At 71.2% G+C, this 22,937-nt stretch carries 18 protein-coding genes; 7 read left to right on the top strand and 11 right to left on the bottom strand.

The features are described from left to right. The first annotated feature begins 56 nt into the window (after window positions 1-56). Window positions 57-1,532 (top strand): glycoside hydrolase family 3 N-terminal domain-containing protein, encoded by a 1,476-nt coding sequence (locus ACWDEW_RS16855; protein ID WP_450513578.1) that lies wholly within the window; start codon window positions 57-59, stop codon window positions 1,530-1,532. A gap of 3 nt (window positions 1,533-1,535) precedes the next feature. On the opposite strand, the gene ACWDEW_RS16850 is transcribed toward ACWDEW_RS16855, so the two are convergent. Further along, window positions 1,536-2,792, bottom strand: coding sequence for a glycoside hydrolase 5 family protein (locus ACWDEW_RS16850; protein WP_450513576.1), 1,257 nt, complete (start codon window positions 2,790-2,792; stop codon window positions 1,536-1,538). Between the two features lie 8 nt (window positions 2,793-2,800). On the opposite strand from ACWDEW_RS16850, the gene ACWDEW_RS16845 reads away from it, so the two are divergent. Continuing rightward, the gene (locus tag ACWDEW_RS16845) at window positions 2,801-3,799 is read left to right on the top strand and encodes an N-acetylglucosamine kinase (protein WP_450513574.1); all 999 of its coding nucleotides are present in this window, start codon (window positions 2,801-2,803) and stop codon (window positions 3,797-3,799) included. Next, window positions 3,796-6,021, top strand: coding sequence for a glycoside hydrolase family 3 N-terminal domain-containing protein (locus ACWDEW_RS16840; protein WP_450513572.1), 2,226 nt, complete (start codon window positions 3,796-3,798; stop codon window positions 6,019-6,021). The genes ACWDEW_RS16845 and ACWDEW_RS16840 overlap by 4 nt, the downstream gene beginning before the upstream one ends. On the opposite strand, the gene ACWDEW_RS16835 is transcribed toward ACWDEW_RS16840, so the two are convergent. From ACWDEW_RS16835 to ACWDEW_RS16810, 6 genes are all read right to left on the bottom strand, one after another. Next, on the bottom strand, window positions 6,011-6,895 hold the full coding sequence (locus ACWDEW_RS16835) for a carbohydrate ABC transporter permease (RefSeq protein ID WP_450513570.1): 885 nt from the start codon (window positions 6,893-6,895) through the stop codon (window positions 6,011-6,013). The two genes, ACWDEW_RS16840 and ACWDEW_RS16835, sit on opposite strands and share 11 nt — an antisense overlap. Then, a complete protein-coding gene (locus tag ACWDEW_RS16830; protein ID WP_450513568.1) occupies window positions 6,892-7,908 on the bottom strand; it encodes a carbohydrate ABC transporter permease in 1,017 nt (338 codons plus the stop codon). Before ACWDEW_RS16830 ends, ACWDEW_RS16835 begins: the two co-directional genes overlap by 4 nt. After that, window positions 7,908-9,278: an extracellular solute-binding protein gene (locus ACWDEW_RS16825; RefSeq protein ID WP_450513566.1), complete on the bottom strand. Its 1,371-nt coding sequence runs from the start codon at window positions 9,276-9,278 to the stop codon at window positions 7,908-7,910. The genes ACWDEW_RS16830 and ACWDEW_RS16825 overlap by 1 nt, the downstream gene beginning before the upstream one ends. A 128-nt stretch (window positions 9,279-9,406) precedes the next feature. Then, a complete protein-coding gene (locus ACWDEW_RS16820) occupies window positions 9,407-10,039 on the bottom strand; it encodes a peptidyl-prolyl cis-trans isomerase (protein ID WP_450513564.1) in 633 nt (210 codons plus the stop codon). Next, window positions 10,036-14,262 (bottom strand): glycoside hydrolase family 38 N-terminal domain-containing protein, encoded by a 4,227-nt coding sequence (locus tag ACWDEW_RS16815; RefSeq protein WP_450513562.1) that lies wholly within the window; start codon window positions 14,260-14,262, stop codon window positions 10,036-10,038. Before ACWDEW_RS16815 ends, ACWDEW_RS16820 begins: the two co-directional genes overlap by 4 nt. 132 nt (window positions 14,263-14,394) lie before the next feature. After that, window positions 14,395-15,279, bottom strand: coding sequence for a MurR/RpiR family transcriptional regulator (locus ACWDEW_RS16810; RefSeq protein WP_019071388.1), 885 nt, complete (start codon window positions 15,277-15,279; stop codon window positions 14,395-14,397). A gap of 118 nt (window positions 15,280-15,397) precedes the next feature. Here ACWDEW_RS16810 and ACWDEW_RS16805 point away from each other — a divergent pair, with 118 nt between their 5' ends. Beyond that, window positions 15,398-16,162 (top strand): sugar isomerase domain-containing protein, encoded by a 765-nt coding sequence (locus ACWDEW_RS16805; RefSeq protein WP_450513560.1) that lies wholly within the window; start codon window positions 15,398-15,400, stop codon window positions 16,160-16,162. A 163-nt stretch (window positions 16,163-16,325) separates the two neighbouring features. Here ACWDEW_RS16805 and ACWDEW_RS16800 read toward each other — a convergent pair whose 3' ends face one another. Next, the gene (locus tag ACWDEW_RS16800) at window positions 16,326-17,123 is read right to left on the bottom strand and encodes a DeoR/GlpR family DNA-binding transcription regulator (RefSeq protein ID WP_450513558.1); all 798 of its coding nucleotides are present in this window, start codon (window positions 17,121-17,123) and stop codon (window positions 16,326-16,328) included. 107 nt (window positions 17,124-17,230) lie between these two features. Between ACWDEW_RS16800 and ACWDEW_RS16795 the strand changes: the two genes are divergently transcribed. The 3 genes from ACWDEW_RS16795 (at window position 17,231) to ACWDEW_RS16785 (ending at window position 19,830) form a co-directional block, all read left to right on the top strand. Next, window positions 17,231-17,878 carry a bifunctional 4-hydroxy-2-oxoglutarate aldolase/2-dehydro-3-deoxy-phosphogluconate aldolase gene (locus ACWDEW_RS16795; protein ID WP_450513557.1) on the top strand — a complete coding sequence of 216 codons (648 nt, stop codon included), beginning with the start codon at window positions 17,231-17,233 and terminating at the stop codon, window positions 17,876-17,878. A 66-nt stretch (window positions 17,879-17,944) separates the two neighbouring features. After that, window positions 17,945-19,249 carry an MFS transporter gene (locus ACWDEW_RS16790; RefSeq protein ID WP_450513555.1) on the top strand — a complete coding sequence of 435 codons (1,305 nt, stop codon included), beginning with the start codon at window positions 17,945-17,947 and terminating at the stop codon, window positions 19,247-19,249. After that, the gene (locus ACWDEW_RS16785) at window positions 19,246-19,830 is read left to right on the top strand and encodes an AAA family ATPase (protein WP_450513553.1); all 585 of its coding nucleotides are present in this window, start codon (window positions 19,246-19,248) and stop codon (window positions 19,828-19,830) included. Before ACWDEW_RS16790 ends, ACWDEW_RS16785 begins: the two co-directional genes overlap by 4 nt. 17 nt (window positions 19,831-19,847) lie before the next feature. Here ACWDEW_RS16785 and ACWDEW_RS16780 read toward each other — a convergent pair whose 3' ends face one another. Genes ACWDEW_RS16780 through ACWDEW_RS16770 form a run of 3 tightly spaced genes read right to left on the bottom strand, consistent with a single transcriptional unit; the run spans window position 19,848 to window position 22,935 of the window. Further along, window positions 19,848-20,930, bottom strand: coding sequence for a class I SAM-dependent methyltransferase (locus ACWDEW_RS16780; RefSeq protein WP_450513551.1), 1,083 nt, complete (start codon window positions 20,928-20,930; stop codon window positions 19,848-19,850). After that, on the bottom strand, window positions 20,927-22,126 hold the full coding sequence (locus ACWDEW_RS16775) for a glycosyltransferase (RefSeq protein ID WP_450513549.1): 1,200 nt from the start codon (window positions 22,124-22,126) through the stop codon (window positions 20,927-20,929). The genes ACWDEW_RS16780 and ACWDEW_RS16775 overlap by 4 nt, the downstream gene beginning before the upstream one ends. Then, complete coding sequence (locus ACWDEW_RS16770; RefSeq protein ID WP_450513547.1) at window positions 22,123-22,935, bottom strand: alpha/beta fold hydrolase; 813 nt, start codon at window positions 22,933-22,935, stop codon at window positions 22,123-22,125. The genes ACWDEW_RS16775 and ACWDEW_RS16770 overlap by 4 nt, the downstream gene beginning before the upstream one ends. Window positions 22,936-22,937: the final 2 nt, after the last annotated feature.

Here is a 22,937-nt window from a genome sequence, read left to right as displayed (position 1 = left end):
ATCAACAATCCATCGTCTTGTTGACTTTAGGTTCAGCGAGCCATTTGAATTCCAGTATGACCCACGCCGAGCGTTCGTCCGCCGCAATCGCCCTCCCTGTCGACCTCGACGAGGCGGCCCACCGCTGTCTGGTCGCAGGCTTCGACGGTGCGACGGCCGTGCCGGACACCCTCAAGCGGCTCATCGACCGCGGCCTCGGCGGGGTCATCCTGTTCACCCGCAACATCCGGGACGCCGGGCAGGTCCGCCGGCTCACCGACGAACTCCGCGCCCTGCGCCCCGACCTGCTCGTGGCCATCGACAACGAGGGCGGCGGCATCGGCCATTTGGTGAACGCGGGCGCCCCGGACGTCCCCGGCTCCTACGCCCTCGGGGTCGTCGACGACCCGGCGCTGACCGCCCGTTGCGCCGACGCCCTCGCCGGCCATCTCGCCACCCTCGGCATCACCGCCTCGTACGCCCCCGTCGCCGACCTCCAGCACCAGCCGCGCAACCCGATCGTGCGCACCCGCTCCTTCGGCGCCGACCCCGAGCTGGCCGCCCGCCATCTGCGCGCCTGGATCACCGCCACCGACGTACGCGGCATCGCCTCCTGCGCCAAGCACTTCCCCGGCCACGGCGGCACGATCACCGACAGCCACCACGGCGTCGCGATCGACCCGCGGCCCTACGACGAACTCCTCGTCGACCTCGAACCGTTCCGCGCGGCCGTCGCCGCCGGCGTGCCCATGATGATGAGCGCCCATGTCGTCTTCCCGGCCCTGGACGCCAACCGCCCCGCCACCCTCAGCCGCCGCATACTCGGCGATCTGCTCCGCCTCGACCTCGGCTTCGACGGCGTCCTCGTCAGCGACGCGCTGGAGATGAAGGCGATCGCCGACGAGTACGGCGAGGCGGCCGGCGCCCGCATCGCGCTCGCCGCCGGAGCGGACCAGGTCATCGTCGCCGTACCGGACCTGGCGGTCACCCTGGCCTGCCGGGACGCCGTCCTCGACGCACTGCACGCCCGCATGCTCGCGGAGGAGCGGGTGTGGGAGGCGGCCGGCCGGGTACAGCGGCTCGCCGAGCGGTACGCGACGCCCCGCCGGGCGGCCGCCGCCTGGGACGCGCACGCCGGCCTTGAGGCCGCCCGGCGCGCCGTACGCACCCGGCCGCTGCCACCGCCCGTGCGCGGCGCCCATGTCGTCGACCTGTTCCCGGCCCCGCACCCCGCCCTGAACTGGGGCGGCGAGGACCTCCTCACCGAACTCCGCGCGATCGACCCCACGGCCACCGGCATCGCACTCAACGAGGAGCCCGCCGACCCCGCCGCCCTCGCCGACGCGATCGGGGACCGCAGCGCGCCGCTGGTCGTCGCCACGTCCGACGCCGTCCTGCACCCCTGGCAGGCCCGACTGCGCGACACCCTGGTGGCCCGGCGGCCCGGCGCGATACTCGTCGACACCGGCCTGCCGGAGGGCGGCACCCTCTGCTCCTACGGCCGCGGCCGGGTCAACCTGCGGGCGGTCGCGGAGGTACTGGCCGACGCGTGAGCGTCACGCCAGGTGTACGACGTCCTTGATGCCGCGTGCCGCCAAGTACCCCTGGTCATCCGCCCGTTCGGCCAGGACCACGGCAGGGCGCACGCCCTCCGCGCGCAGCCGCATCCACTCCTCGAAGTACGCGCCGCCGGGACCGGACACCGACCGGGTGCCCGGGGTGCAGTCCAACACCAGTGCGGTGTCACGGAGTTGGACGGTGTGCGGTTCCGCGATCGCGGCGGCATAGGCCTCGGCGATCGGCTTGGCGCGGCCCGCCGAGTCGAACAGGCCCAGTGTGTATTCGAGTTCGGGATAGTCGGCGAGCGAACGGTCCACGTCGTGCGAGCACCACCAGGTCACCCCCCACAGCCCGGCACACTCGGCCGCGTTGCGCACGGTCGCCCGCGCGAACTCCGGGGCGTCGGCCGCCGGGATGTGCGGCTCGGGCGCGCCGGTCTCCTGGACCCAGACGGGCCGGGCCGGGTCGACGGCGTACGCCTTCGCCAACTCCGTGCCGTACTCGGCGAGATGGAGTACCTCCGGAGAGCGCGGTCCGTAGCGGCGGGCGCAGTCGCCGGAGAACACCCACGGGTGCACGGTGGTCAGATCACCCTTGCGGGCCGAGGCCTCCGGGGTGAACGGATGGTCGTCGCCGTACCAGGCGGCGTCGTACGCGGAGTGGGTGACCAGGCGGTCCGGCGGCAGCTGCTCGCGGGCGGCGGCCAGCAGGGTGTCGAGATAGTGGTCCACCTCGTCCGCGGTCACCGGGTTGTGCTCCACCAAGTTGTTGAGCTCGTTGCCGAGTTGGAGACCGATCAGGTTCGGCCGGTCGGCGAGGGCGCGGCCGAGTGTGCGCAGCAGCTCCGCCTGGGCGGTGATCGTCTCCGGGTCGGTGAACACATTGCGGTGGTGCCAGCTGCGGGTCCACTCCGGGTAGAAGTCGAAGCTGGAGAGATGCCCCTGGACACCGTCCACGAGGACGTCGAGGCCCGCCTCGCCCGCCAGGTCGACCAGGTGCACCAGCTGGTCCACGGCGGTCCCGCGGATCAGCGTGCGGTTGGGCTGGAGCAGCGGCCAGAGATGGAAGATCCGCACGTGGTCCAGGCCGAGCCCGGCTATCTGGGCCAGGTCCTCACGGGCGTGCGCCGGGTCGAAGTCGTGCCAGGAGTGGAACCAGCCGCGGCGCGGCGTGTAGTTGACGCCGAAGCGAAGCGTAGGAATGGGATCCTCCCCGGGTCCGGTCTTGCCCTCCGTGAATGTATCAACCACCATAGTCAGTAATGAGCAATGATTTGAACCAGGAATGTGTTGTCGGTCTTGATGCCGGAGGCACCCGCACTCGTGCCGTCCTCGCCGCCGCCGAGGACGGGCGCGTGCTCGGCGAAGGCGCGGCCGGACCCGGCAACGCCCTGACCGTCCCGGTCCCGCGCCTCACCGATCACCTGGTCGAGGCGATCGCGCGGGCCGTACCGGAAGGGGCTCGCGCCCGAGTGGTCGCCGTGGCCGGCGGCTTCGCGGGCGCCACGGCGGCCTCCACCGAGGAGCCCGGCCACGTCAACGCCCGCACCGCCCTCACAGCAGCGCTGCGCCGCCTCGACATCCCGGCCGACCGGGTCCGCGTCTGCAGCGACATCGAGGCGGCCTTCGCCGCCGCCCCCGGCACCCCGGCCGACGGCCTCGCCCTGGTCGCCGGCACCGGCGCGGTCGCCCTGCGCATCACCGACCGCCGCTCCACCGCCACCGTGGACGGCGACGGCTGGCTCCTCGGCGACGACGGCAGCGGCTTCTGGATCGGCCGGAGCGCGGTACGGGCGGCGCTGCGGACGGCGGACGGACGCGGTCCCACGACCGTCCTGGCCGGGTCCGTCGGACAGGCACTCGGAGTGCCGGCCGAGACGCTGCCCGGCACCGGCGACTGGTCCCGCGCCCACCGCGAGGCCTACCGCATGCACGTACTCCCCGCCGTCATGGCCGAACTCCCCATCCGCCTCGCGCAATTCGCCCCGCTGGTGGTCGAGGCGGCAGCGGAGAAGGACCCCGTGGCGGAAGGGATCCTCGATGAGGCTGCCGATCAACTCACCGACACCGTGAGGGCGTTGAATCCGGCTCATGGTGAACGGATCGTCGCCACCGGCGGCCTGCTCGGCCCCGAAGGCCCCCTGACGGCCGCCCTCACCGCTCGCCTCCACACTCTCGGCCTGACCCTCGACTGGGTACCCGACGGCTGCCGCGGCGCGGTCGCCCTCGCCCGGCTCGCCTACGACGGTGACGACCGATGACCGACACCACCACCCCCCTCTACCGGGACCCCGACGCCCCTGTCGACACCCGGGTTTCCGACCTTCTCGCCCGCATGACCCTGCGCGAGAAGGTCGGCCAGCTCAACCAGCGGATGTACGGCTGGGACGCCTACCGCCGCACCCCCTCGGGGACCTTCGAACTCACCGAGGCCCTGTACGCCGAGACCGCGCGCTTCGCCGGACTGGGCGCGCTCTACGGCCTGTTCCGCGCCGACGCCTGGTCCGGCGTCGACCACTCCAACGGACCCGGGGCCCAGGACAGCGCGGCCCTGGCCGAGTTGGTGCAACGCCATGTGATCGACAGCAGCCGGCTCGGCATCCCGGCCCTCTTCGCCGAGGAGGTGCCGCACGGCCACATGGCCCTGGACGGCACGGTCCTCCCGGTCAACCTGGCCGTCGGCGCCACCTGGGACCCCGACCTGTACGAACGTGCCGCAGCCCACGCCGCCGCCGAACTCCGCGCCCGCGGCGCCCACTTGGCCCTCGTCTCCGCCCTGGACATCGCCCGCGATCCCCGCTGGGGCCGCACGGAGGAGTGCTTCGGCGAGGACCCGCACCTCGCCGCCCGGCTCACCGAGGCGCTCGTGCGCGGGATGCAGGGCGGGCCCGGAGACGGCTTCGCCCCCGACAAGGCCCCCGTCGTCCTCAAGCACTTCGCCGGACAGGGCGCCACGGTCGGCGGCCGCAACTCCGCCGAGTCCGAACTCGGCCTCCGCGAACTCCACGACATCCACCTTCCCGCGGCCCGTGCCGGAGTCCGCGCCGGAGCCGCCGCCGTCATGTCCGCCTACAACGAGGTCGACGGCCTCCCCTGCTCCGGCAACCGCGCCCTCCTCCACCAACTCCTGCGTGAGGAGTGGGGTTTCGAGGGCCTGGTCATGGCCGACGGTCTCGCCGTGGACCGACTCGCCCGCATCACCGGCGACAGGGTCTCGGCAGGCGCCCTCGCGCTCAACGCCGGTGTCGACCTGAGCCTCTGGGACGAGGGCTTCACACATCTGGAGGAGGCGGTCGAGCGGGGCCTGGTGAGCGAGGACACCGTCGACGCGGCCGTGGCACGCGTACTCCGCCTCAAGTTCCGGCTGGGTCTCTTCGAACGGCCGTACAGCACCTGCGAGTTGCCACCGGCCGGGCAGGGCAGAGAACTGAGCACCGCACTCGCGCGCGGCGCGGTGACGCTGCTGCACAACGACGGCGGTGTCCTGCCCGTCCCGCCGACCGTCTCCCGCATCGCGGTCACAGGTCCCCAATCGGCCACCCACGCACACCAGTCGGGCGACTACACGGCACCACAGCGCTCCGGCGTCAGCGTCCTGGAAGGCCTGCGGCGACTCGCCCCGCCCGGCACCGAGATCCGGCACGCCCCCGGCTGCGCCCTCACCGGCGACGACCTGTCCGGGATCCCCGAGGCGGTCGCCGCTGCCGCCGCCTCCGACCTGGCCGTTCTGGTACTGGGCGGCAGCAGCGCCCGTACCCCCGACACGGACTTCGACGCCAACGGGGCGGCACGGAACGCCGTTTCGGAGATGACCTGCGGCGAGGGCGTCGACCTCGCGGGCCTGAACCTCGGCCGGGCGCAGCACGCCCTTCTCGACGCGGTCACCGCGACCGGGACACCCACCGCCGTCGTCCTGATCCAGGGCCGCCCGCACGTCGTCCCCGAACGCGCGGGCGCGCTGCTCACCGCCTGGTACCCCGGCCCGTGGGGCGGCGAGGCCATCGCCGAGATACTGCTCGGCCTCACCGAACCGACCGGCCGCCTCCCCGTCTCCGTCCCGCGCTCGGTGGCCCAACTCCCCGTCTACTACAACCACAAGGACATCGAGTACGGCGGATACGCGGACGCCGAAGCCGAACCGCTCCACTCCTTCGGACACGGGCTGTCGTACACGAGCTTCGAGTACGGTCCGCCGCGCCGGGCGGGGGACGTGGTCGAGGTCGACGTCACCAATACCGGGAAGCGGCACGGCCGTTCGGTCGTCCAGGTCTACATCCGCCGGCTGCTCACCCCGGTGTGGCCGCGCACCCTCGAACTGCACGCCTTCCGGGGCGTGGACCTCGCACCGGGCGAACACCGCACGGTCGCCGTCCCCTTCGGCACCGACCGGTTGGAGCAGGCCGGTGCAGTGGAGATCCGCGTCGCTCAGTCCGCGCGGGCCGCACTCGCCGCAGAACCCCTCGTCGTACGCCTCAGAGCTTGACCGCTCCCGCCGACACGCCCTTGTAGAACCAGCGTTGGGTGATGACGAACAGGACCAGCACCGGGATCACGGAGATCACCGAACCGGCCATCACCACCCGCTGGTCATAGCCGAACGACGAACTCTGCAACCGCGAAAGGCCCAGCGTCAGCGTCATGTGGTCCTCGGAGCGCAGCACGATCAGCGGCCACAGGAAGTCGTCCCAGGCGCTGATGAAGGTGTTGATGGTGACGACCATGATCGCGCCCCACGCGGACGGGAGATAGAGATAACGGAAGCGCTGCCACTCGCTCGCGCCGTCCAGCATCCCGGAGTCCTCGATCTCGCGCGGTACCGCGAGGAACGCGCCGCGCATCAGCAGGACGTTGATCGCGCCGACGAAGCCGGGCAGCCACACGCCCACCACGCTGTCGACCATTCCGAGGTCGCGGATGCTCAGGAACAGCGACACCATGATCGACTCGAAGGGGAACATCATGGAGGCGACAAGGAGGATCCAGACCGCCCGGCGGCCCTTCCAGGCGGGCTTGGAGAGCATGTAGCCGGCCGTCGTGGAGAACAGCAACTGGCTTGCCACGGACAGGAGTACGACGATCAGGCTGTTCTTGATGTACGTCGCCACCGGGACCTGGCTGAAGACCTCACGGTAGGCGCGCAGGGTCGGGTGGTGGGGCAGCAGGGAGGCGTTCGCGCCGAAGACGTCCTCGCCGGTGCCCTTGAGCGAGGCCAGGAACTGCCAGATGAGGGGTCCGACCGTGAGGCCGAGGACGAGGAGCAGCAGGAGGTAGCGGAGGAGGAGTTCGCGAGGGCGGCCGTAGTCCCGCCAACGCGGGGTCAGGCGCCGGGACTTGGGCCGCACGGCGGTCGTCGTCATGACTCGTCCTCCTTGGTGAGGCGCTGGGCCAGCAGGGTCAGGCCCAGGGTGAGGACGAAGAGCGCCACGCTCACCGCGGAGCCGTAGCCGGCGTTTCCGGTGATGGGGTCGAGGCCGACGTCCCGGATGTAGAAGGGCAGCGTGCGGTCGGCGCCGCCGGGGCCGCCGGTGGAGCTGCCGAGCATGTAGATCTCGGTGAACACGCGCAGCGAGCCGATGCCGGTGAGGGTGCCGACCAGCATCATCGCCTGCCGTACGCCGGGCACGGTGATGTGCCAGAAGCGGCGGGCGGCACCGGCGCCGTCCATGGAGGCGGCCTCGTGGAGTTCCTTTGGAACGTTCCCGAGGGCGGCCAGGTAGAAGACCATGTACCAGCCGAGGCCCTTCCACAGGGTCAGGCCCATCGCGGAGAGCAGGATCAGCCACGAGTCGGAGAGGAAGGGGATGGCCGACCGGATCAAGTGGGCCTTCTCCAGCCAGGTGTTGACCAGTCCGTCGTCCGCGAGCAGCCACTGCCAGCTCAGGCCGACGACCACGCTGGAGGCGAGCACGGGTGTGTAGAAGGCCGAGCGGAAGAAGCCGATGCCGGGAAGGTTCTTCTCCACCAGGACGGCGAGCAGCAGCGGCAGCAGGACCATCAGCGGTACGACGATCATCGCGTACAGGACGCTGTTGCGGGTCGCCAGCCAGAAGTCCGAATCGTCCAGCATCCGGGTGTAGTTGGAGAGCCCGACGAAGTTCGCGGCACCACCGAGCGGTTTGGCGTTCGTGAAGGACAGCAGGACGGTGTTGAGGAAGGGGAACACCCCGAACACCGCGGCGCAGACGATCGCTGGAGCGGTCCAAAGCCAGGGCAGCCACCAACGGCGGTACAGCGCCGCACCGTTGGCGCCGGGGGCGGGACCGGGGAGCACGGCCCGGGCGAGTCGGCGTATGCGGGACGTGCCCGGTGCGGAGACGACGGCCTCCGCACCGGGCACGGTCACCGGCTTCGCGGTCTGCGTCGCCACCATCAACCAGCCTGCTTCAGGAGCTCGTTGGCCTTCGCCTGGGCGTCCTTGACGGCCTGCGCCGGGCTCTTCTTGCCCTGCATCGCCAGCTGCACCTGACCCACGATGGCGTTCTGCACGGCCGTGGAGATGTTGGTCTGGTACGCGGTGGCCGTCTTCAACTGCTCGGCGACGAGTTTGCGGGCCTGGGAGAACGGGTCGTCACCGGTGGTCTTCTGGAAGAACGGGTCGTCCAGCGAGGCCGAGGTCGTCGGGAAGATCACGACGTTGGGATCCTTGCACCAGGCCGTCTGGTTCTCGGCGTTGGTGAGGAACTCCGCGAACGCGAGCGCCGTGGGGGCGTTCTTGCTCGTAGCGGCGGTCGCTATGTACTGCGGGGCGGCTGTGGTGTGACCGAGCGCGTCGAAGGGCTGCTGGCCGACGGCGGTCCTGGCGTAGATCGACGGGCTGTTCTGTTTCACGAAGCGCACGAAACTCGGGTTCGTCGAACCGTAGGCGACCTTGCCCTGGCTGTAGAGGGTGGACGGGTCGTTGTTGGAGGACAACGAGTCCTTCGGCATCGCGCCTTCCTTGTACAGCTTCGCCATCCACGCGACCCACTGCGCGGTCCTCGGGTCGTCGGCGAAGACCGCCGACTTGCCGTCCGCCGACAGCGTCTTGATGTTCATCTGGTCCCAGTCGGCCGGGATGCGCCAGATCGGGTTGGCCATCGTCGCGTAGTACTTGCCGTCGGCCTTCTTGGCGATCTTCTCGTAGTCGGCGAACAGCCCGAACATGGTCGTCGGAGGCTTCGCGGGATCGATCCCCGCCTTCTTCAGCAGGTCGGTGTTGTACGTCAGCAGGACGCCGCCGGTGTACCAGGGCAGCACGGTGTGCACCAAGGTGCCCGAGGAGTCCTTCATGGTGCTGGACTTCCAGAACGCGGGGACGAACGGCTTGGCCGCGTCGGGGTCCTTGACGCCCAGGTTGAGCAGGTAGCCGGCCTTGGTGAGGGCAGTCGCGGTGGGGGAGTCGACGTTGAGCACGTCCGGCAGGGTGCAGGCCTGGGCGTCGGCGACCGTGCGTTGGCCGAAGGTCGCGTCGCCCGGATCGTCGATCCACTTCACCGACGTACCGGGGTGCGCCTTCTCGAAGGACTTGATGACCCCGTTGAAGAACGTGCCGAAGTCCTTCTTCAGGTTGGTGGTCTGGAAGGTGATGCCGCCCTTCACCTCGCCGGTCAGCTTCCCGGCCCCCACGTTGCCCTTGTCGACCTTGCAGCCGCCCGCCGTGGAGTCGCTGTCGCCCGAGCTGCCGGACAGCCCGCAGCCGGCGGCCGTCAGGGTCAAGGCGATGATCCCCACCATCGATCCGGTCAGTCTTCCTGTGCGCATCGCTGCCCTCCTGTGCATCAGCCAACAGCTGGTTCAATTAACCAACTTCGACTCCGATTGATGAAAAGGTGGACCAGAATTCATCGGAGGTCAATGGTTCTCGTGTTGCTTTTAGGTTCCGGCGGAGATCAGTGCCGGTGCTCGTGGTCCGGATGCGCCGGATCGCCGGGGTGCTCGTGCCCGGCGGTGTACACGACTCCGGCCTTGGCCTGGTCCAACCAGCCGAAGAAGGCCCGCCGCCCCGCCGCCCGACGCAACGCGCGCGCGACCTCCTCATGGACCCGCTCGTACGGCACGAAGTCCTCCGATGACACCCGGCCGAAGGGGTCCACTCCACGTCGCAGCGCGTCCGCCGTGAGGAAACGGTCCCGGTTGCGGTCGTAGTAGTCCCGTACGGCGGCCTCCGCGACCTCCTGCTCGCCCTCCAGCTCGGCCAGCAGCAGCCGGGCGGCCGGGGAGTGTGCGAGGGCCGCCGCGACGATGCTGCCGAGATCCGCGACATCGGTCTCGGCGACGGCCAGCACCCCGTCCGGCGACACCTCGGCAGGGGGCTTCAACCCCCGCTCCGCACAAGCCCGTTGGGCCAGCTCGTCGATGACCACCACCTGGGTCGCCCACCGCCGTCGCTGCCGCTCGGCCCGCGCGAGCGCCTCGGGCCGGGTGGCCTCCGGGTCCCGGGCCGGTACGGCCGCCAGCAACGCGTCCACCCGCCCCTTGGCGACGGCCGCGCCACGCACCACGGCCGCGTGTTCCGACGTCACGGCGTCACCTCCAGCGTGACGGCCTCCGTGTAGGCGACACACCCGTGCCAGGCGACCTTCGCGAGCAGCCAGTACGATCCCGGCGCCACCGCCGAACCGTCCACCTCGACGACGCACTCCCGCTCCGCGCCACCGGCGACCGTGAACCCCTGGACGCCCGGCTCCACACCCGCCCAGGTGCCCCAGGAGGACACGGCCCACAAGGTTCCGTTGACGGGTCCCCGGGTGGTGTTGCGGACGGTCACGGGGACGCGGGCGCGTTCACCGTGACGCACGCTGATCCGGTCGACTCCCAGCGTGGACACGAGCGTTGGCCCGTGGTGTCCGTCCGGTACGTCCAGCGCCACGGTGTCCTCGTACGTCTGCCCGCCGTACGTCAGCCGGGCCGCGAGCCAGTGGCGGCCGGGCACCGGTTCCGGCGGTGGTGTCACGGTCATCTCGGCCAGCGTGAACCCGCCCGGGCCCAACGCGTACGGCAGTTCGGCGGGTTCGGCGGTCCACCCGTCCGGCACCTCGAAGGTCACCGTGCCCGACACCGGCGCGTCGGTGAGTTCCGAGCCGACCCGGACGGTCGCGGTGACCGGGCCGGCGGCGGTGAGGGTGCCGGGGGAGAGGTACACCGACACCGGCATGTTCCCGCGTGGCGCCGGGCCCGAGTTGTGCAGCCAGTACCGGGTGTGGATCGGCTGCGCGGGTTCATGTGCCGCGATTCCGGGCCCGGTCGAGGGCTCGGCGGCAGTGCTCGCCAGTACCGTCGCGACCTCGAACCCGGTCAGGTCGAGCGCGACCCCGCCGTCCCGCTCCGGCGTCAACTCCTCGCCGGGCGCCTCCAGTACGTCGGCTCGGGCACCCTCGGCCCAGTCCCGCGGCCCGCGTATCCGGGCCCGCACCGGCCGCCCGTTCACCTCGTGCAGCCGTACGACGACACCGCGTCCCGGGTCGACAGGCACCGCGCTGCCCCGGGCGAGCGGGGAGCCGAGCGGCTTGAGGGCGTCGAGGACCACCTCGCCGGCCGGTTCCAGGCCGAGGAGGGTGAACTTCCTCGGCAGGACGCCCTGTTCTGGACCGGTCCGCAGGCGGGCCGTGAACGGGTGGTTGAACTCGTGCCCGGCCTGCGGGAGCCGGACCTCGCGCCAGTCACCGGCGCCCCCGACCACCGCGTACGCGAACTCGTGGGTCCAGCGCTGGAGTTGGAAGGCGGAACCGTCGGGGGCCGTGCGGCGGGGCGGGTCGACCCAGATGCCGGAGGGCCAGCCGGTGCAGGAACGCATGAGGGACATGTAGAGGTCGCCCGAGGAGGTGACGACACAGCCGGGTGTGCCCCGGTTGAGGACGGCGAAGCTGCGGCCGTCCCAGGCGTCGCCCGGCGGCAGGGCCTCGCAGCCGCCCGCCGCCGTGGCCGTCAGGACCGCGTCGTCGAGGTCGGCGATCAGCGCGTCGACCGCCTTGGCGTCGTCCTCGGGGCGGGCGCCCGCCACCACGAGCAGCGGCAGCCGTTCCAGGTCGCGCAGGTCGGCGCCGGGCACCCACTCCTCGCGCAGCCCCGCACGGGGTGCGACCCACACCGCGGCCACACCCCGCTCGGCCAGTTGCCGGCGCAGTTCGCGTCCGGCGGCCGGGTCCCAGCCGAGGGCCTCGGCGACCACCGAGTTGCGTTCCGGCGCACCCACCGCGATCCGGAGGTCCGGGAGATTGGAGTCGACTTCGAGGTCGCCGTAGCGCGGACCGCCCGCGATCGTCGAGGTCGCGGTGACCCCGACCCGGACGAGGGCCGCCGCGAGCGGGGCACCGAGTTCACCGGCCACGTCCCAATCGGAGTAGACGAGTTCGGCGACACCGATCGACCGGTGCCCGAGCAACTGCCCCGACTCGTCGTGCACCGCGACCCGCGCGGTGGACCCCAGCCCGAACCAGGTGTTCGCCGGATTGTCGAGGGTCCACGGGAACTCCTCGCTGTCCACCTCCACGAACCCGAACCCGCGCCCGATCACCGCGTCCGCCACCTCGTGCACCGGCAGCCCGCCGGTCACGTCGGACGGCCAGCGCACCCGGATCAGCCGGTCGGCGCCGTCGTAACCGTCGATCGTGGTCGTCACGTCGAGCCGCGCCACCCCGGTCCACAGGGTCAGCCGCTGGGTGTACCGGAACAGCCCGAGGTCGGCGGTGACGGTGATCCGGGAACCGGCGGGGGAGTGCTGGACATCGATGTCGGCGGTGACGTCACGGCTGCGGGCGGCGGTGGTTCCGGTGGGCGTGAGGTGCCAGGGGCCTTCGCCGAACCGCGGGTGGCGCGCGTACTCCTCCTGTACGACGAGTTCGTTGCCGATGTCGCCGGCGCGCAGCAACTCCCGGCCGCCGTCGGCGAGTTCGCGCAGGCTGCTGACGCCGCCGCCGCGCGCGGGATCGACCGTCACCTCGTAGAACCCGTTGCGGATGGTGAGGCCCTCGCCGGGCGTCCACCCGGGCACCGAACCCTCGGCGAGCGGGAGGGCCTTGAGGCCCATGCCGGGTACCTCCGGTACGACGAGCCGGAGTTGGTCGCCCTCGCGGACGGCGGGCAGCGGCAGGCCGGTGTCGTCGAGGGGGATCAGACCGGGGTCGGTGACGGTCAGGACGTCCCGGCGCTCCCAGGTCGCCGCGTTGAACACGACCAAGTCGGGTCCGGCACCCGGGAGTTGGGCGACCTTCCCCGCGATGGCCTCCGTCGCGTCGGCGTGCACCGTCTCCGCCAGGTCGTACAGCTCGCGCCAGCCGGTCATCAGGTCGACGTACACCTGGTCCGACTCGGAGCCGGTGATGGCGTCGTGGTGGGCGCCGTAGATCAGCTGCCGCCACGCCTTGTCCAACGCGGCGTCCGGGTAGGGGTGTCGGGCGACCAGCGAGGCGAGGGTGGCCCAGGCCTCGGCGTCGGCGAGGAGGGTCTCGCCGTGGCGCTGGGCCTGCTTGGTGTCGATGTAGGAGACGTCCTTGCCGGTGTAGACCGGGTTCATGTCCCGGGTCTGCGGCGACGCCTTGCGGCCCTCCTGGTCCAACTCGGCGCGGACGGCGGCGAAGAAGTCGCGGGGGATCGCGCTGACGAAGCGCGGCCAGACGTAACGGGCGTTCCAGTCCCGGTGGATGTCCATCACCCAGCGGCACGGCGGGGCGTAGTCGCCGCCGACCGGGAGCAGCACATTGCGGGTGAGCGCTACCTTCTTGAGGCCGCGGAACAGCTTGAGCGCCGCCGCTTCGGCCTCGGGGAGCGTGGGCGCGTTGTCGATCGCCCAGCCGGCGCCGTAGTGGTTGACCATGTAGGCGGTGAGGAGCCCGCGTCCGGAGGGGGCGATCCAGCTGAACTCGGCCGGGAACTGCATGCGTCGGGGATCGCGCGGCTCCTCGCCGAAGACCGAGAGCGTCGGCCCCCACTGGTGGAACGGTCCACGCGCCCACGAACTGGACGACACCCCCGCGTCCGCCATCAGCCCCGGGAACTGCGGGTCGTGCCCGAACGCGTCGAGCTGCCAGGCGGTTTCGGGCGAGGCGCCCAGGATGCCGCGCTGAAAGCCGTCCCCGTACAGGGCGTTGCGCACGGTCGCCTCGGCGCCGGTGAGGTTGGTGTTCGGCTCGTTGTAGGTGCCGCCCATGATCTCGACCCGGCCGGTGCGGATCAGCTCGCGCAGGAAGGCGCGTTCCTCCGGGAAGGCGTCCCAGTAGGGCTTGAGGTAGTCGACCTCGGCCAGCACGAAGGTGTACGCGGGGTCGCGGCGGGCCAGGTCGCAGTGGGCACGGACGAGACTCATGCCGGACTGGCCGCGCGAGTCGAAGGTGCGGGCCGGGAGACCGGTCGAGGCGGGGTCGTCGGCGACGTCCCAGGTCTCGGTGTAGGCGCCCTGGGTGTTCCACCAGACGGGGTCGTAGTGGAAGTGGCTGACCATGAACATGGTCCAGCCGGGCTCGGCGGCCGTGAACTCGGCGGTGAGGGTGGCCAGTTGGCCGTCGTCGGCCGCCGTCACCTCGATGGTGCACCGCTCGCCGGGCGCGAGGCCGCAGGTCACGGGTATCTCGGCGCGTGCGGTGCCGTCCTCGCCGGCGACCGTCTCCGCGCTGCCGTGCAGGCCCGGTCCCTCGACCGTGAGGCGCACCGGTCGGCCGGGGACATGGGCGAGTTCGACGGTCACCACCTGGATCGGATGCTCGGCGGTGCCGACGAACAGCTCGGTCGACAGGGCAGCGGTCACGCGCATGGGTCTCCTACCAGAGGCTCGGCGGAGCGCCCATCCTGACACCGCGAAGATGATTCAAACAACCATCTCCGCGTAACTTCGGTGGTTCATCCATGCAGACTCGGCCGAGATCACGGCCGGTCCTGGTTCAGATCACCGGCCTCTTCTGGCCTTCACCGTGTGCTCCCCGGCGATGTGGTCGGTCAGGGCCAGGGAGGCGCTCGCGCGCTGGTAGGAGAGCTGCGCGATGCGGACGTAGAGGCAGTCGATGAGGACCAGCACCGAGTGGCGGGCGCCGATGATGCCGGTGGGGAAACTGGTCGCGGAGGACGAGGAGATGAGCCTGATGTCGGCGGCGCGGGCCAGCGGGGAGCGCGGGTCGGAGGTGAGGGCGACGGTGGTGGCGCCGCGCTCCTTGGCCAGCTCGAAGGGCTCGATGGTCTCGCGGGTCGAACCGGAGTGGGAGATGCCGATGGCGACGTCCGCCGGGGTGAGCAGGGCCGCGGAGGTGGCGGCGGCGTGCACTTCGGTCCAGCCGCGCACCGCGCAGCCGATGCGGAACAGCCGGGTCTCGGTCTCCTGTGCGACCGCCCCGCTGCCGCCGATGCCGTAGACGTCGATGCGCCGGGCGCGGGCCGCGGCGGTGGCCGCGCGCTCCACCGCGTCGAGGTCGATCCGGTCGATGGTCTGCTGCACCGCGCGCAGGTCGGCGCTGCCCACGACCTGCACTACCCGCTCCAGATCGTCGTCGGGGGAGATGTCCGGGCCGATCTCGGCGGTGCCCCAGTCGGACACCTCGCCGCGCCCGCGCTCCTGGGCCAGTTCGATCAGCAGATGCTGGTACGAGTCGAGGCCCACCGCGCGGCAGAACCGGGTCACCGTCGCCTGCGACGTGCCGGTGCGGCGGCCCAGCTCGGCGGCCGAGCAGTGGGTGACGGCGGCCGGATCCTCCAGGATCAGTTCGCCGACCTTCCGCAACGAGCCCGCCAGCCGGGGCAGCTCCGTGCGGATGAGGGTGGTGACGTCTGTCGGGGGCATGTGGAGAAGGTATCAGCCACCTCAGAGGCCATCGATTGAATACCAGGACCGTGTGTGATTTATTGATTCATTGAACGGGAAATAATAGGTGGTTTGATCCACCGGTGGGGAGTGTCGCGTGTCCGCCGAGTCCGTGAGCGCCGAGATCTTCGCGCGCGAGAGCCTGGCCGTTCTCCAGCACATCACCGAATCCGGCCGCGAGACCGTGTCCCGCGCCGCCGCGCTGATCGCGGACTGCGTCCGTACCGACGGCGTCGTCCAGGCCTTCGGCACCGGCCACTCCCAGGCCATGGTCCTCGAACTCGCGGGCCGCGCCGGGGGTTTGGTACCCACCAACCGCCTGAGCATCGCCGACCTCGTCCTCTACGGCGGCGATGCGCCCAGCGTGCTCGACGACCCGCTGCTGGAGCGCCGGGCCGGAGTGGCCGACCGGCTCTACGAGTTGGCCGCGCCCCACCCGCAGGACCTCTTCGTCATCGTCTCCAACTCCGGTGTCAACAACGTGATCGTGGAAATGGCCCTGCGGGTGAAGGAGCGCGGCCACCGCCTTCTCGCCATCACCTCGCTCGCCCACACCCACGCCGTCCCCGCCGGTCACCCGAGCGGCAAGAAGCTCGCCGACCTCGCGGACGTCGTCCTCGACAACGCGGCCCCGCGCGGCGACGCGCTCCTCGAACTCCCGGGCGGCGGCGCGGTCTGCGCCCTGTCCACGCTCACCGGCGCGATGCTCGTGCAGCTGACGGTCGCGGAGGCGGCGGCCCAGCTCCTCGCCTCGGGGGACCGGCCGCCCGTCTACGTCTCGGCCAATGTGCCGGGCGGCTTCGAGGGGAACCTGGAGCTGGAGAAGCGGTACGAGGGGCGGATCCGCCGTACCGCGAGCTGAACCGTCGTAGGAGCGAGGACGAGCGGCCGGAGCCCCCGGAACCGGGCCGCGACCGCTCGTCGTCATCTGCGCCGTGCTTGATGAGAGTCATACGGGAATTGATGGAATCACCAGGTGATGCTAGACGCGGTGAATGCATCATTCAATGGGGGGCGGCAGAAGATCAGCGGGTGACCGGGTCCGTGCGCAGGACCGCGGGGCCCTCCTCCGCGATACGGTCCACCACCGCCCGCGGCAGGCCCGCGTCGGTCACCACGGTGTCGAGCCCGGCCAGCGGGGTCACGTTGAACCGCTCCACCGTGCCCCACTTGGTGCTGTCGGCGAGCAGCGCGATCGAGCCGGCCGCCGCCATCACCGCCTGCTTCAGCAGCACCTTGTCCATCGAGAAACTCGTCACGCCGTGGGACAGGTCCCAGGACCCGGCGCTCAGGAAGGCGAGGTCGAGATTGATCGCGCCGACCGTCCTGGCGGCCAGGGGCCCACTGCTCGAACCGCTCGACACATCGACCTCGCCACCGGTGTGGACCGTGTGCACGGACGGGAGTTCGCACAGCGCGAGCACGGCGTGGAAGTCGTTGGTGACGACGGTGAGGTCCTTGCGGCCGGCCAGGAACGGCACGACCGACTGACAGGTCGTCCCCGCGTCGAGGAACACCACCATGCCGTCCTCGACGAGCTCCGCGGCCCGCCCGGCGATGGCCTGCTTCCGGGGCATCTCCAGCGCCGCGCGTGAGGCCCGCTCGCGGGGCGGCGCGTGCCCGGTCCAGTCGGCGAGCCTGACCCCGCCCTGCACCGAGACCACCTGCCCGCTCTTCTCCAGCGCGGTGATGTCCCGGCGCACCGTCATGTGCGAGACGTTCAGCGCCGCGGTCAGGTCGTGGATGCTCAGCACCCCGCTGCCCCTCAGCAGGCGCAGCAGCTCCTGATGGCGTTGCTCGGGGATCAGGGGTGCCCTGCTCAATGCGTCTCCTCGAAGCCTGGGTGCCGTGGCGGCGGATCGGGGCCAGCCTAACTTCGTGTGACAAGGGACGTGACAAGATGTGAATTCATGTTCTAGCGTGTGCTCTTATGGTAACAAAGTTTAACGCGCTGGAATCGATCACCCGTACGGGCGCCCTGCTCATCGTCCGTCTGGAGAGCGCCGAGGAGGCCCTCGCCGTCTCCGAGGCGGCCATCGAGGGCGGCATCCGGGCCCTGGAGATCACCCTCTCCGTGCCCGGCGCGCTGGACGTCATCTCCAAGCTCTCCGAGCGCTACGGCGACGACGGCGTCCTCGTCGGCGCGGGCACCGTCCTGGACGAGCACTCCGCGTACGAGTGCATCTCCGCCGGCGCCCGCCTGCTGGTCAGCCCCAACCTCAACCCGGCGATGCTGACCACCGCCAACCGCTACCAGGCCGTCACGGTCAGCGGGGCCTACACCCCGACCGAGATCGTCGACACCATGCAGGCCGGCGCCGACATCGTGAAGCTCTTCCCCGCGGAGTTCGTCGGCCCCGAGTACGTCCGCACGGTCCGCGCCCCGCTCCCGCAGGCCCCGCTCATGCCTGCCGGCGGGGTCACCGCGGACAACGTCAAGGAATGGTTCGACGCCGGTGTCGTCGCGGTCGGCGTCGGCAGCTTCGTCACCAAGGCCGCCCGCGCGGACGGCAATTACCGGCATGTCACCGAGGCCGCCGCGACCATGCTGCGCGCCATCGAAGGCGCCAGGGCCTGACGCACACCCGCTCGCTCCGTCCCCAACTCCCCATCACCCGCACGGTGGTTCCCCGAGGAGCTCTCCATGGCTCAGCAGTCCCTCACCCCCGAAACCCCCGAATCCCTCGACCTGGACGGCACCGCCCGCCGGACCTCGCTCCGCATCCGCTGGGTCCTGGTGGCCCTCCTCGTGATCGGCGGGGTCGTCAACTACCTCGACCGCGCCACGCTCAGCGTCGCCAACACCACCATCGCCAGTGAATTCGGCCTGAACGCCACCGAGATGGGACTGCTGCTCGCCGCCTTCTCCTGGCCGTACGCCATCGCCAACCTCCCCGCCGGCTACCTCGTCGACCGCTTCGGCCCCAAGCGCATGTACGCCTGGGCGGCCGGACTCTGGTCCCTGATGACGATGGTCACCGCCGCCGCCCACTCCTTCGGCGTGCTCTACGCCGCCCGGGTCGCCCTCGGTGTCACCGAGTCCCCGTTCTTCACGGCCAGTCTCAAGGTCAACGAGCGGTGGTTCGACAAGGACGAGCGCGCCCTGCCCATCTCGATCGTCAACACCGGCTCGCAGATCGCCAACGCGATCGCCCCGCCGATCCTCACCGGCCTTCTCCTCACGGTCGGCTGGCGCGGCATGTTCGTCGCCGTGGGCGCGCTCGGCATCCTCGTCATGCTGGTGTGGCTGCGCGTCCACCGGGACCCCACCCTGCGCGAGCAGGCGCTGATACGGGGTGAGGAGCTGGCCGCGGCCCGCGCGAACGACCAGGCCAGGCCCGCGAGTTGGGGAGCGCTGTTCAAGCAGCGCAACACCTACTTCATGATCCTCGGCGCCTTCGGCATCTTCTACACCGTGTGGGTCTACCTGACCTGGCTGCCCAGCTACCTCCAGACCTCCCGCGGCCTCAGCCTCTCCGAGACCGGCTGGCTCTCCTCCCTGCCCTACCTCTGCGGCATCCTCGGCGTCCTCTTCGGCGGCTGGCTCTCCGGCCGGCTGATCCGCCGGGGCGTCCCCGCCGTCGTCTCCCGCAAGGTCCCCATCGTCGGCGGCGCCGTGCTGGCCGCCGCCGCGGTCCTGCCCGTGGCGTACGTCCACAGCACCCCGCTCGCGCTCGCCCTGCTGTCCCTGGGCTACTTCGCCGCCCAGGTCCCGATGGGCTGCCTGTGGACGCTCGCCTCCGACATCGCCGAGTCCCACCAGGTCGCCTCGCTCGGCGCGATCCAGAACTTCGGCGGCTTCCTCGGCGCCGCGATGGCCCCCATCGTCACCGGTGCGATCCTGGACGCGACCGGCAACAACTACACGGACGTCTTCCTCGTCGGCGGAGCACTCCTGCTGCTCGGCGGGATGTCGTACCTGTTCTTCGTGAAGGACCGCCGCGCATGACCTTCGCTCCACGGGCGTACTTCGTGATCGGGCCGGCCGGGTCCGGCAAGACCGGCGTGGCCCGGCTGATCGCCGAACTGGGCGGTGCCGCGTACATCGACAAGGACACCGCCTGCACCCGCCTCACCGAGGCACTCCTGGAACTCGCCGGCACGGACCCGAAGGAGCGCGACCTCAACCCGTACTACCAGTCGGTGGTGATGGACCTCGAATACGCGACGATCCTCGACCTTGCCGCCGACAACCTGAGGGTGGGCCGCCCGGTCGTGCTGGACGCGCCGTTCGGCCGCTACTTCTCCCGGCCGGACCACCTCGCGGACGTGACGTACCGTCACGACTGGCCCGCCGACGTCGAGTTGGTCGTCGTCCAGGTCCAGGTGGACTCGGACACGGCCCGCGAGCGGGTGCGCGCCCGCGGCTGTGCCAGGGACCTGTCCAAGCTCGCCGACTGGGACACGTTCTGGAAGGCGGCCGAGGCCAACGAGTGCCGCTGGACCGACGGCCGCCGGCTGGTGTTCGACAACCGGGCCGACGGCATCACGGCGGACGAGGTCGCCCGCGCGCTGGAGAGTCTGGCCTGACCGCCCGGTGGCACCGCTCAGTCGCGCCGTGCCACCAGCCGGTACGCGTTCGACACCCCCAGCCGGTGCGACAGCCGCCTCACCACGAACCGGTCCAGGAGCGTGCCCAGGACCAGTGCCGGGATCCCCGCGATCAGCACGGCCGCGCGGCCCGTACGGGCCAGGCCGGTCGGGGGCTTCGGCAGCCAGGGGAGGTTGTCGCGGGGCGCGGCCGTGTCCAGGGCCAGCCAGGTGCCGGCCAGGAGGTCGACCGGGTCGTGCGGCTCGGCGTGCTGTTCCGCCACGACCGTGAAGCCGAGGTCGGTGAGCCGGCGGCGCAGGTTCTCCACCGGGACGAAGTGCAGGTGCTGGGGCTGGAGCCAGGGCAGCCACCAGCGGCCCAGCAGGCGGGAGTAGCGGCTGTCGGGGTCCGGGACCTCGATCAGGAGATGGCCGCCGGGGCGAACGGCCGTGTGCGCGGCGGCCAGTTCGCGTTCGGGCTCGGTGCTGTGCTCCAGGTAGTGGAACATGCTGACGACGTCGTAGTGGCCCGCGAGATTCGGGGCCAGCTCCGGGAAGCTGCCGCGATAGCCGCGCTCCACCCGCCCCGCCTGCTCGGCGAGTTCGGCGCCGTCCGTGAAGTCGAGGCCGTCGAACGTCGTGTCCGGGTACACCGTGCGGGCCGACTCGCAGAAGTGACCGTGACCGGTGCCGACGTCAAGCCAGTTCTTGGGAGTCGGCGAGTGCGGGAGCAGTGACTGCGCGCGCTGCTCGTACATCTTGGTACGGGCCGCGAACGTGTTGCCCAACTGCTTCTCGCCCAGGCCGTCGTAGAAGTCCCGGTAGTAGAACTCCAGTCCCGCCGGGCTCAGTCGGGGATTCTGGAACGTGTGCCGGCAGTCCTCGCAGCGGTCCAGGACGAAGGTGCCCGGCTTGTGCTGGATCAGGTCCTTCGTGCGCAGCCGGGTCTTGAGCCGTGACGAGTCGCACCAGGGGCAGGTCTCGCGCCTGGGCTCGAAGAAGCGGTCGAGACCGTCGGCCAAGTCCGCCTGGTAGCCGGGCCGTAGTGCCGCGACCTGGTCGTTGCGGCTCGGTGGTTTCGGGTCGTCCTCGGTGCTCACGGGGTCTCCTTCGGGGACGTGCCGGTGGCCAGCTGTTCCAGATGGGTGGCCGCCGCGCGGCTGCCTCCGGCCGCGCGGAACGCCGTACGGATGCGGTCGGCCGCGGCACGGTGGCCGGGTTCGTGGAGTACGGCGTCGATCGCCGCGCCCAGCTTCGGCGCCGTGACCCGGCCGAAGCGGACCCGGATGCCCGCGCCCGCGCCGGTGACCTGACCGGCGATCACCGGCTGGTCGTCGCGGATCGGCGCCACGACGAGCGGGACACCGTGCCACAGCGCCTCGCACACCGTGTTGTGCCCGGCGTGCGAGACCACCGCGTCCGCCCTTTCGAGGAGGGGGAGTTGGGGGATGGAGGGCAGGACCAGGAGGTCCTTGTCCTCTTCGTCGGACCGGTCCAATGCGCCGCCCGGGTCGGCGATCACTGCCTGGACGCGGTCCGTTCGCGCCCGCAGCGCCGTGACGCACTCGGTGAGGAAACGGGCGCCCACATCGGTGTTGGCGGTGCCGAGGCTGACCAGGACCAGGGAGCGGGACCGGTCCAGCCAGTCCCAGGGGAAGTCCGGCGCGGCCGGGCGGGGCGCGATCGACGGACCCACCCAGCGGATCTGCTCGCCCTGCCGCGCCTCGGGACCGACCAGTTCCGGGGTGCTGAACGCGAGCACCAGATGCGGCGAGAAGCGCGGGTCGCCGGTGCCGGACGGGTCGCCGAGGTCGGCGCGCAGCTGGCGCAGCAACTCGTCCAGCCAGAGCCCGACTTTGGGGATGCCCGCGAACACGTCGGTGAACTCGGCCGAGGTGGTCGCCGAGGTCGCCCACGGCACCCCGAGACGTTCCGCCACCAGGCCGCCGGCCAGGGCCTGTTGGTCGGCGACGATCACATCGGGCCCGAACTCCTCGACAGCGGCGGTGACTCCGGGCGCCATCTGCACGGCGAGCGGCGCGAGGAACGCCTCCCAGAGGAACTTCAGCGCCTCCGGCCCACGGAGGTCGGGCGGCCGTACGCCCTCGCCCGTGCCCGGGACCGGTCCTGCGCACGGGAACACCCGCGCCGACTCTCCCGCGAGCCGCCGCACGAGATCGGGGTCGGCGCAGGCCCACGCCAATTCGTGGCCGCGCGCGGCGAGTTCGGCGGCAACCCCCGTCGCCGGGTTGATGTGACCGACCAGCGGCGGTACGACGAAGAGGAACCGGCTCACCGGACGGCCACCTCGGTCGCGCTCGCCTCCTGGATCAGCGAGAGGATGTGGCCGCCGACCGTGCCGGCCGCCTCCACCAGCACCGAGTGCTCGTGGCCGGGCACGACGACGGTCCGGCAGTCCGGCAGCACGGACTCCAGCCAGGGGGCGAGCAGGGCGAGGTCGGAGTCGCCGCCGTAGACGCCGAGCACCGGGCAGCTCACCGCCCGGATCTGATCCTCCGTCAACACCCTGCTTGCCGGGATGTCCTGGGACAGGGAGGTCTCCCGGGCCAGCCGGGCCGCGCCCTTCGCGAGGCGGGCGGTGTTGTGGCCGCGGTTCGCGCTGATCCAGGCGATCGCGTCGTCCTCGTTGTGCGCCAGCTCGTGCAGCACACGGTCCAGGATGCCGCCGAGCTTCGGCGCCCAGGCGTCGGTCGCCGGCTCCGACTCGATGAGGGAGACACTGGCGGCCCGCTCCGGATGGCGGGCCGCGTAGCCGAACGCCACTGTCCCGCCGTAGGAGTTGCCGACCAGATGGACCGGTCCCGTCACCTCCAGGCGATCGAGCAGCGCCTCCAGGTCGTCGATGTTGTCGTCGAGGGTGTAGCCGGTCGCCGGTCGCGCGCTGCGGCCGTGACCGCGCAGGTCGTACATGACCACGTCGACGCCGGCCAGCGCGAACGGCGGAGCGAGGGTGAAGTAGTAGCTGGCCAGGCTGTCGGTGAGCAGACCGTGCACCAGCACCGCCGTGGCGGTCACCGGACGGCCGTCGGGCGGGCTCATCCTCTGTACGTGCAGCCGGAGTTGACCGGTGTCGACCATCACCATGG

The organism is Streptomyces sp. NPDC001100 (assembly GCF_053598575.1).
Note: the sequence above shows the minus strand (reverse complement) of the source record. Positions and strands in the feature narration are given on the sequence as shown.

Bases quoted from the DNA above. Each gene is read 5' to 3' on its own strand.
- ACWDEW_RS16855 (WP_450513578.1), top strand. From the start codon at position 57: ATGACCCACGCCGAGCGTTCGTCCGCCGCAATCGCCCTCCCTGTCGAC.
- ACWDEW_RS16850 (WP_450513576.1), bottom strand. From the start codon at position 2,792: ATGGTGGTTGATACATTCACGGAGGGCAAGACCGGACCCGGGGAGGAT.
- ACWDEW_RS16845 (WP_450513574.1), top strand. From the start codon at position 2,801: ATGAGCAATGATTTGAACCAGGAATGTGTTGTCGGTCTTGATGCCGGA.
- ACWDEW_RS16840 (WP_450513572.1), top strand. From the start codon at position 3,796: ATGACCGACACCACCACCCCCCTCTACCGGGACCCCGACGCCCCTGTC.
- ACWDEW_RS16835 (WP_450513570.1), bottom strand. From the start codon at position 6,895: ATGACGACGACCGCCGTGCGGCCCAAGTCCCGGCGCCTGACCCCGCGT.
- ACWDEW_RS16830 (WP_450513568.1), bottom strand. From the start codon at position 7,908: ATGGTGGCGACGCAGACCGCGAAGCCGGTGACCGTGCCCGGTGCGGAG.
- ACWDEW_RS16825 (WP_450513566.1), bottom strand. From the start codon at position 9,278: ATGCGCACAGGAAGACTGACCGGATCGATGGTGGGGATCATCGCCTTG.
- ACWDEW_RS16815 (WP_450513562.1), bottom strand. From the start codon at position 14,262: ATGCGCGTGACCGCTGCCCTGTCGACCGAGCTGTTCGTCGGCACCGCC.
- ACWDEW_RS16810 (WP_019071388.1), bottom strand. From the start codon at position 15,279: ATGCCCCCGACAGACGTCACCACCCTCATCCGCACGGAGCTGCCCCGG.
- ACWDEW_RS16795 (WP_450513557.1), top strand. From the start codon at position 17,231: ATGGTAACAAAGTTTAACGCGCTGGAATCGATCACCCGTACGGGCGCC.
- ACWDEW_RS16790 (WP_450513555.1), top strand. From the start codon at position 17,945: ATGGCTCAGCAGTCCCTCACCCCCGAAACCCCCGAATCCCTCGACCTG.
- ACWDEW_RS16785 (WP_450513553.1), top strand. From the start codon at position 19,246: ATGACCTTCGCTCCACGGGCGTACTTCGTGATCGGGCCGGCCGGGTCC.
- ACWDEW_RS16770 (WP_450513547.1), bottom strand. From the start codon at position 22,935: ATGGTGATGGTCGACACCGGTCAACTCCGGCTGCACGTACAGAGGATG.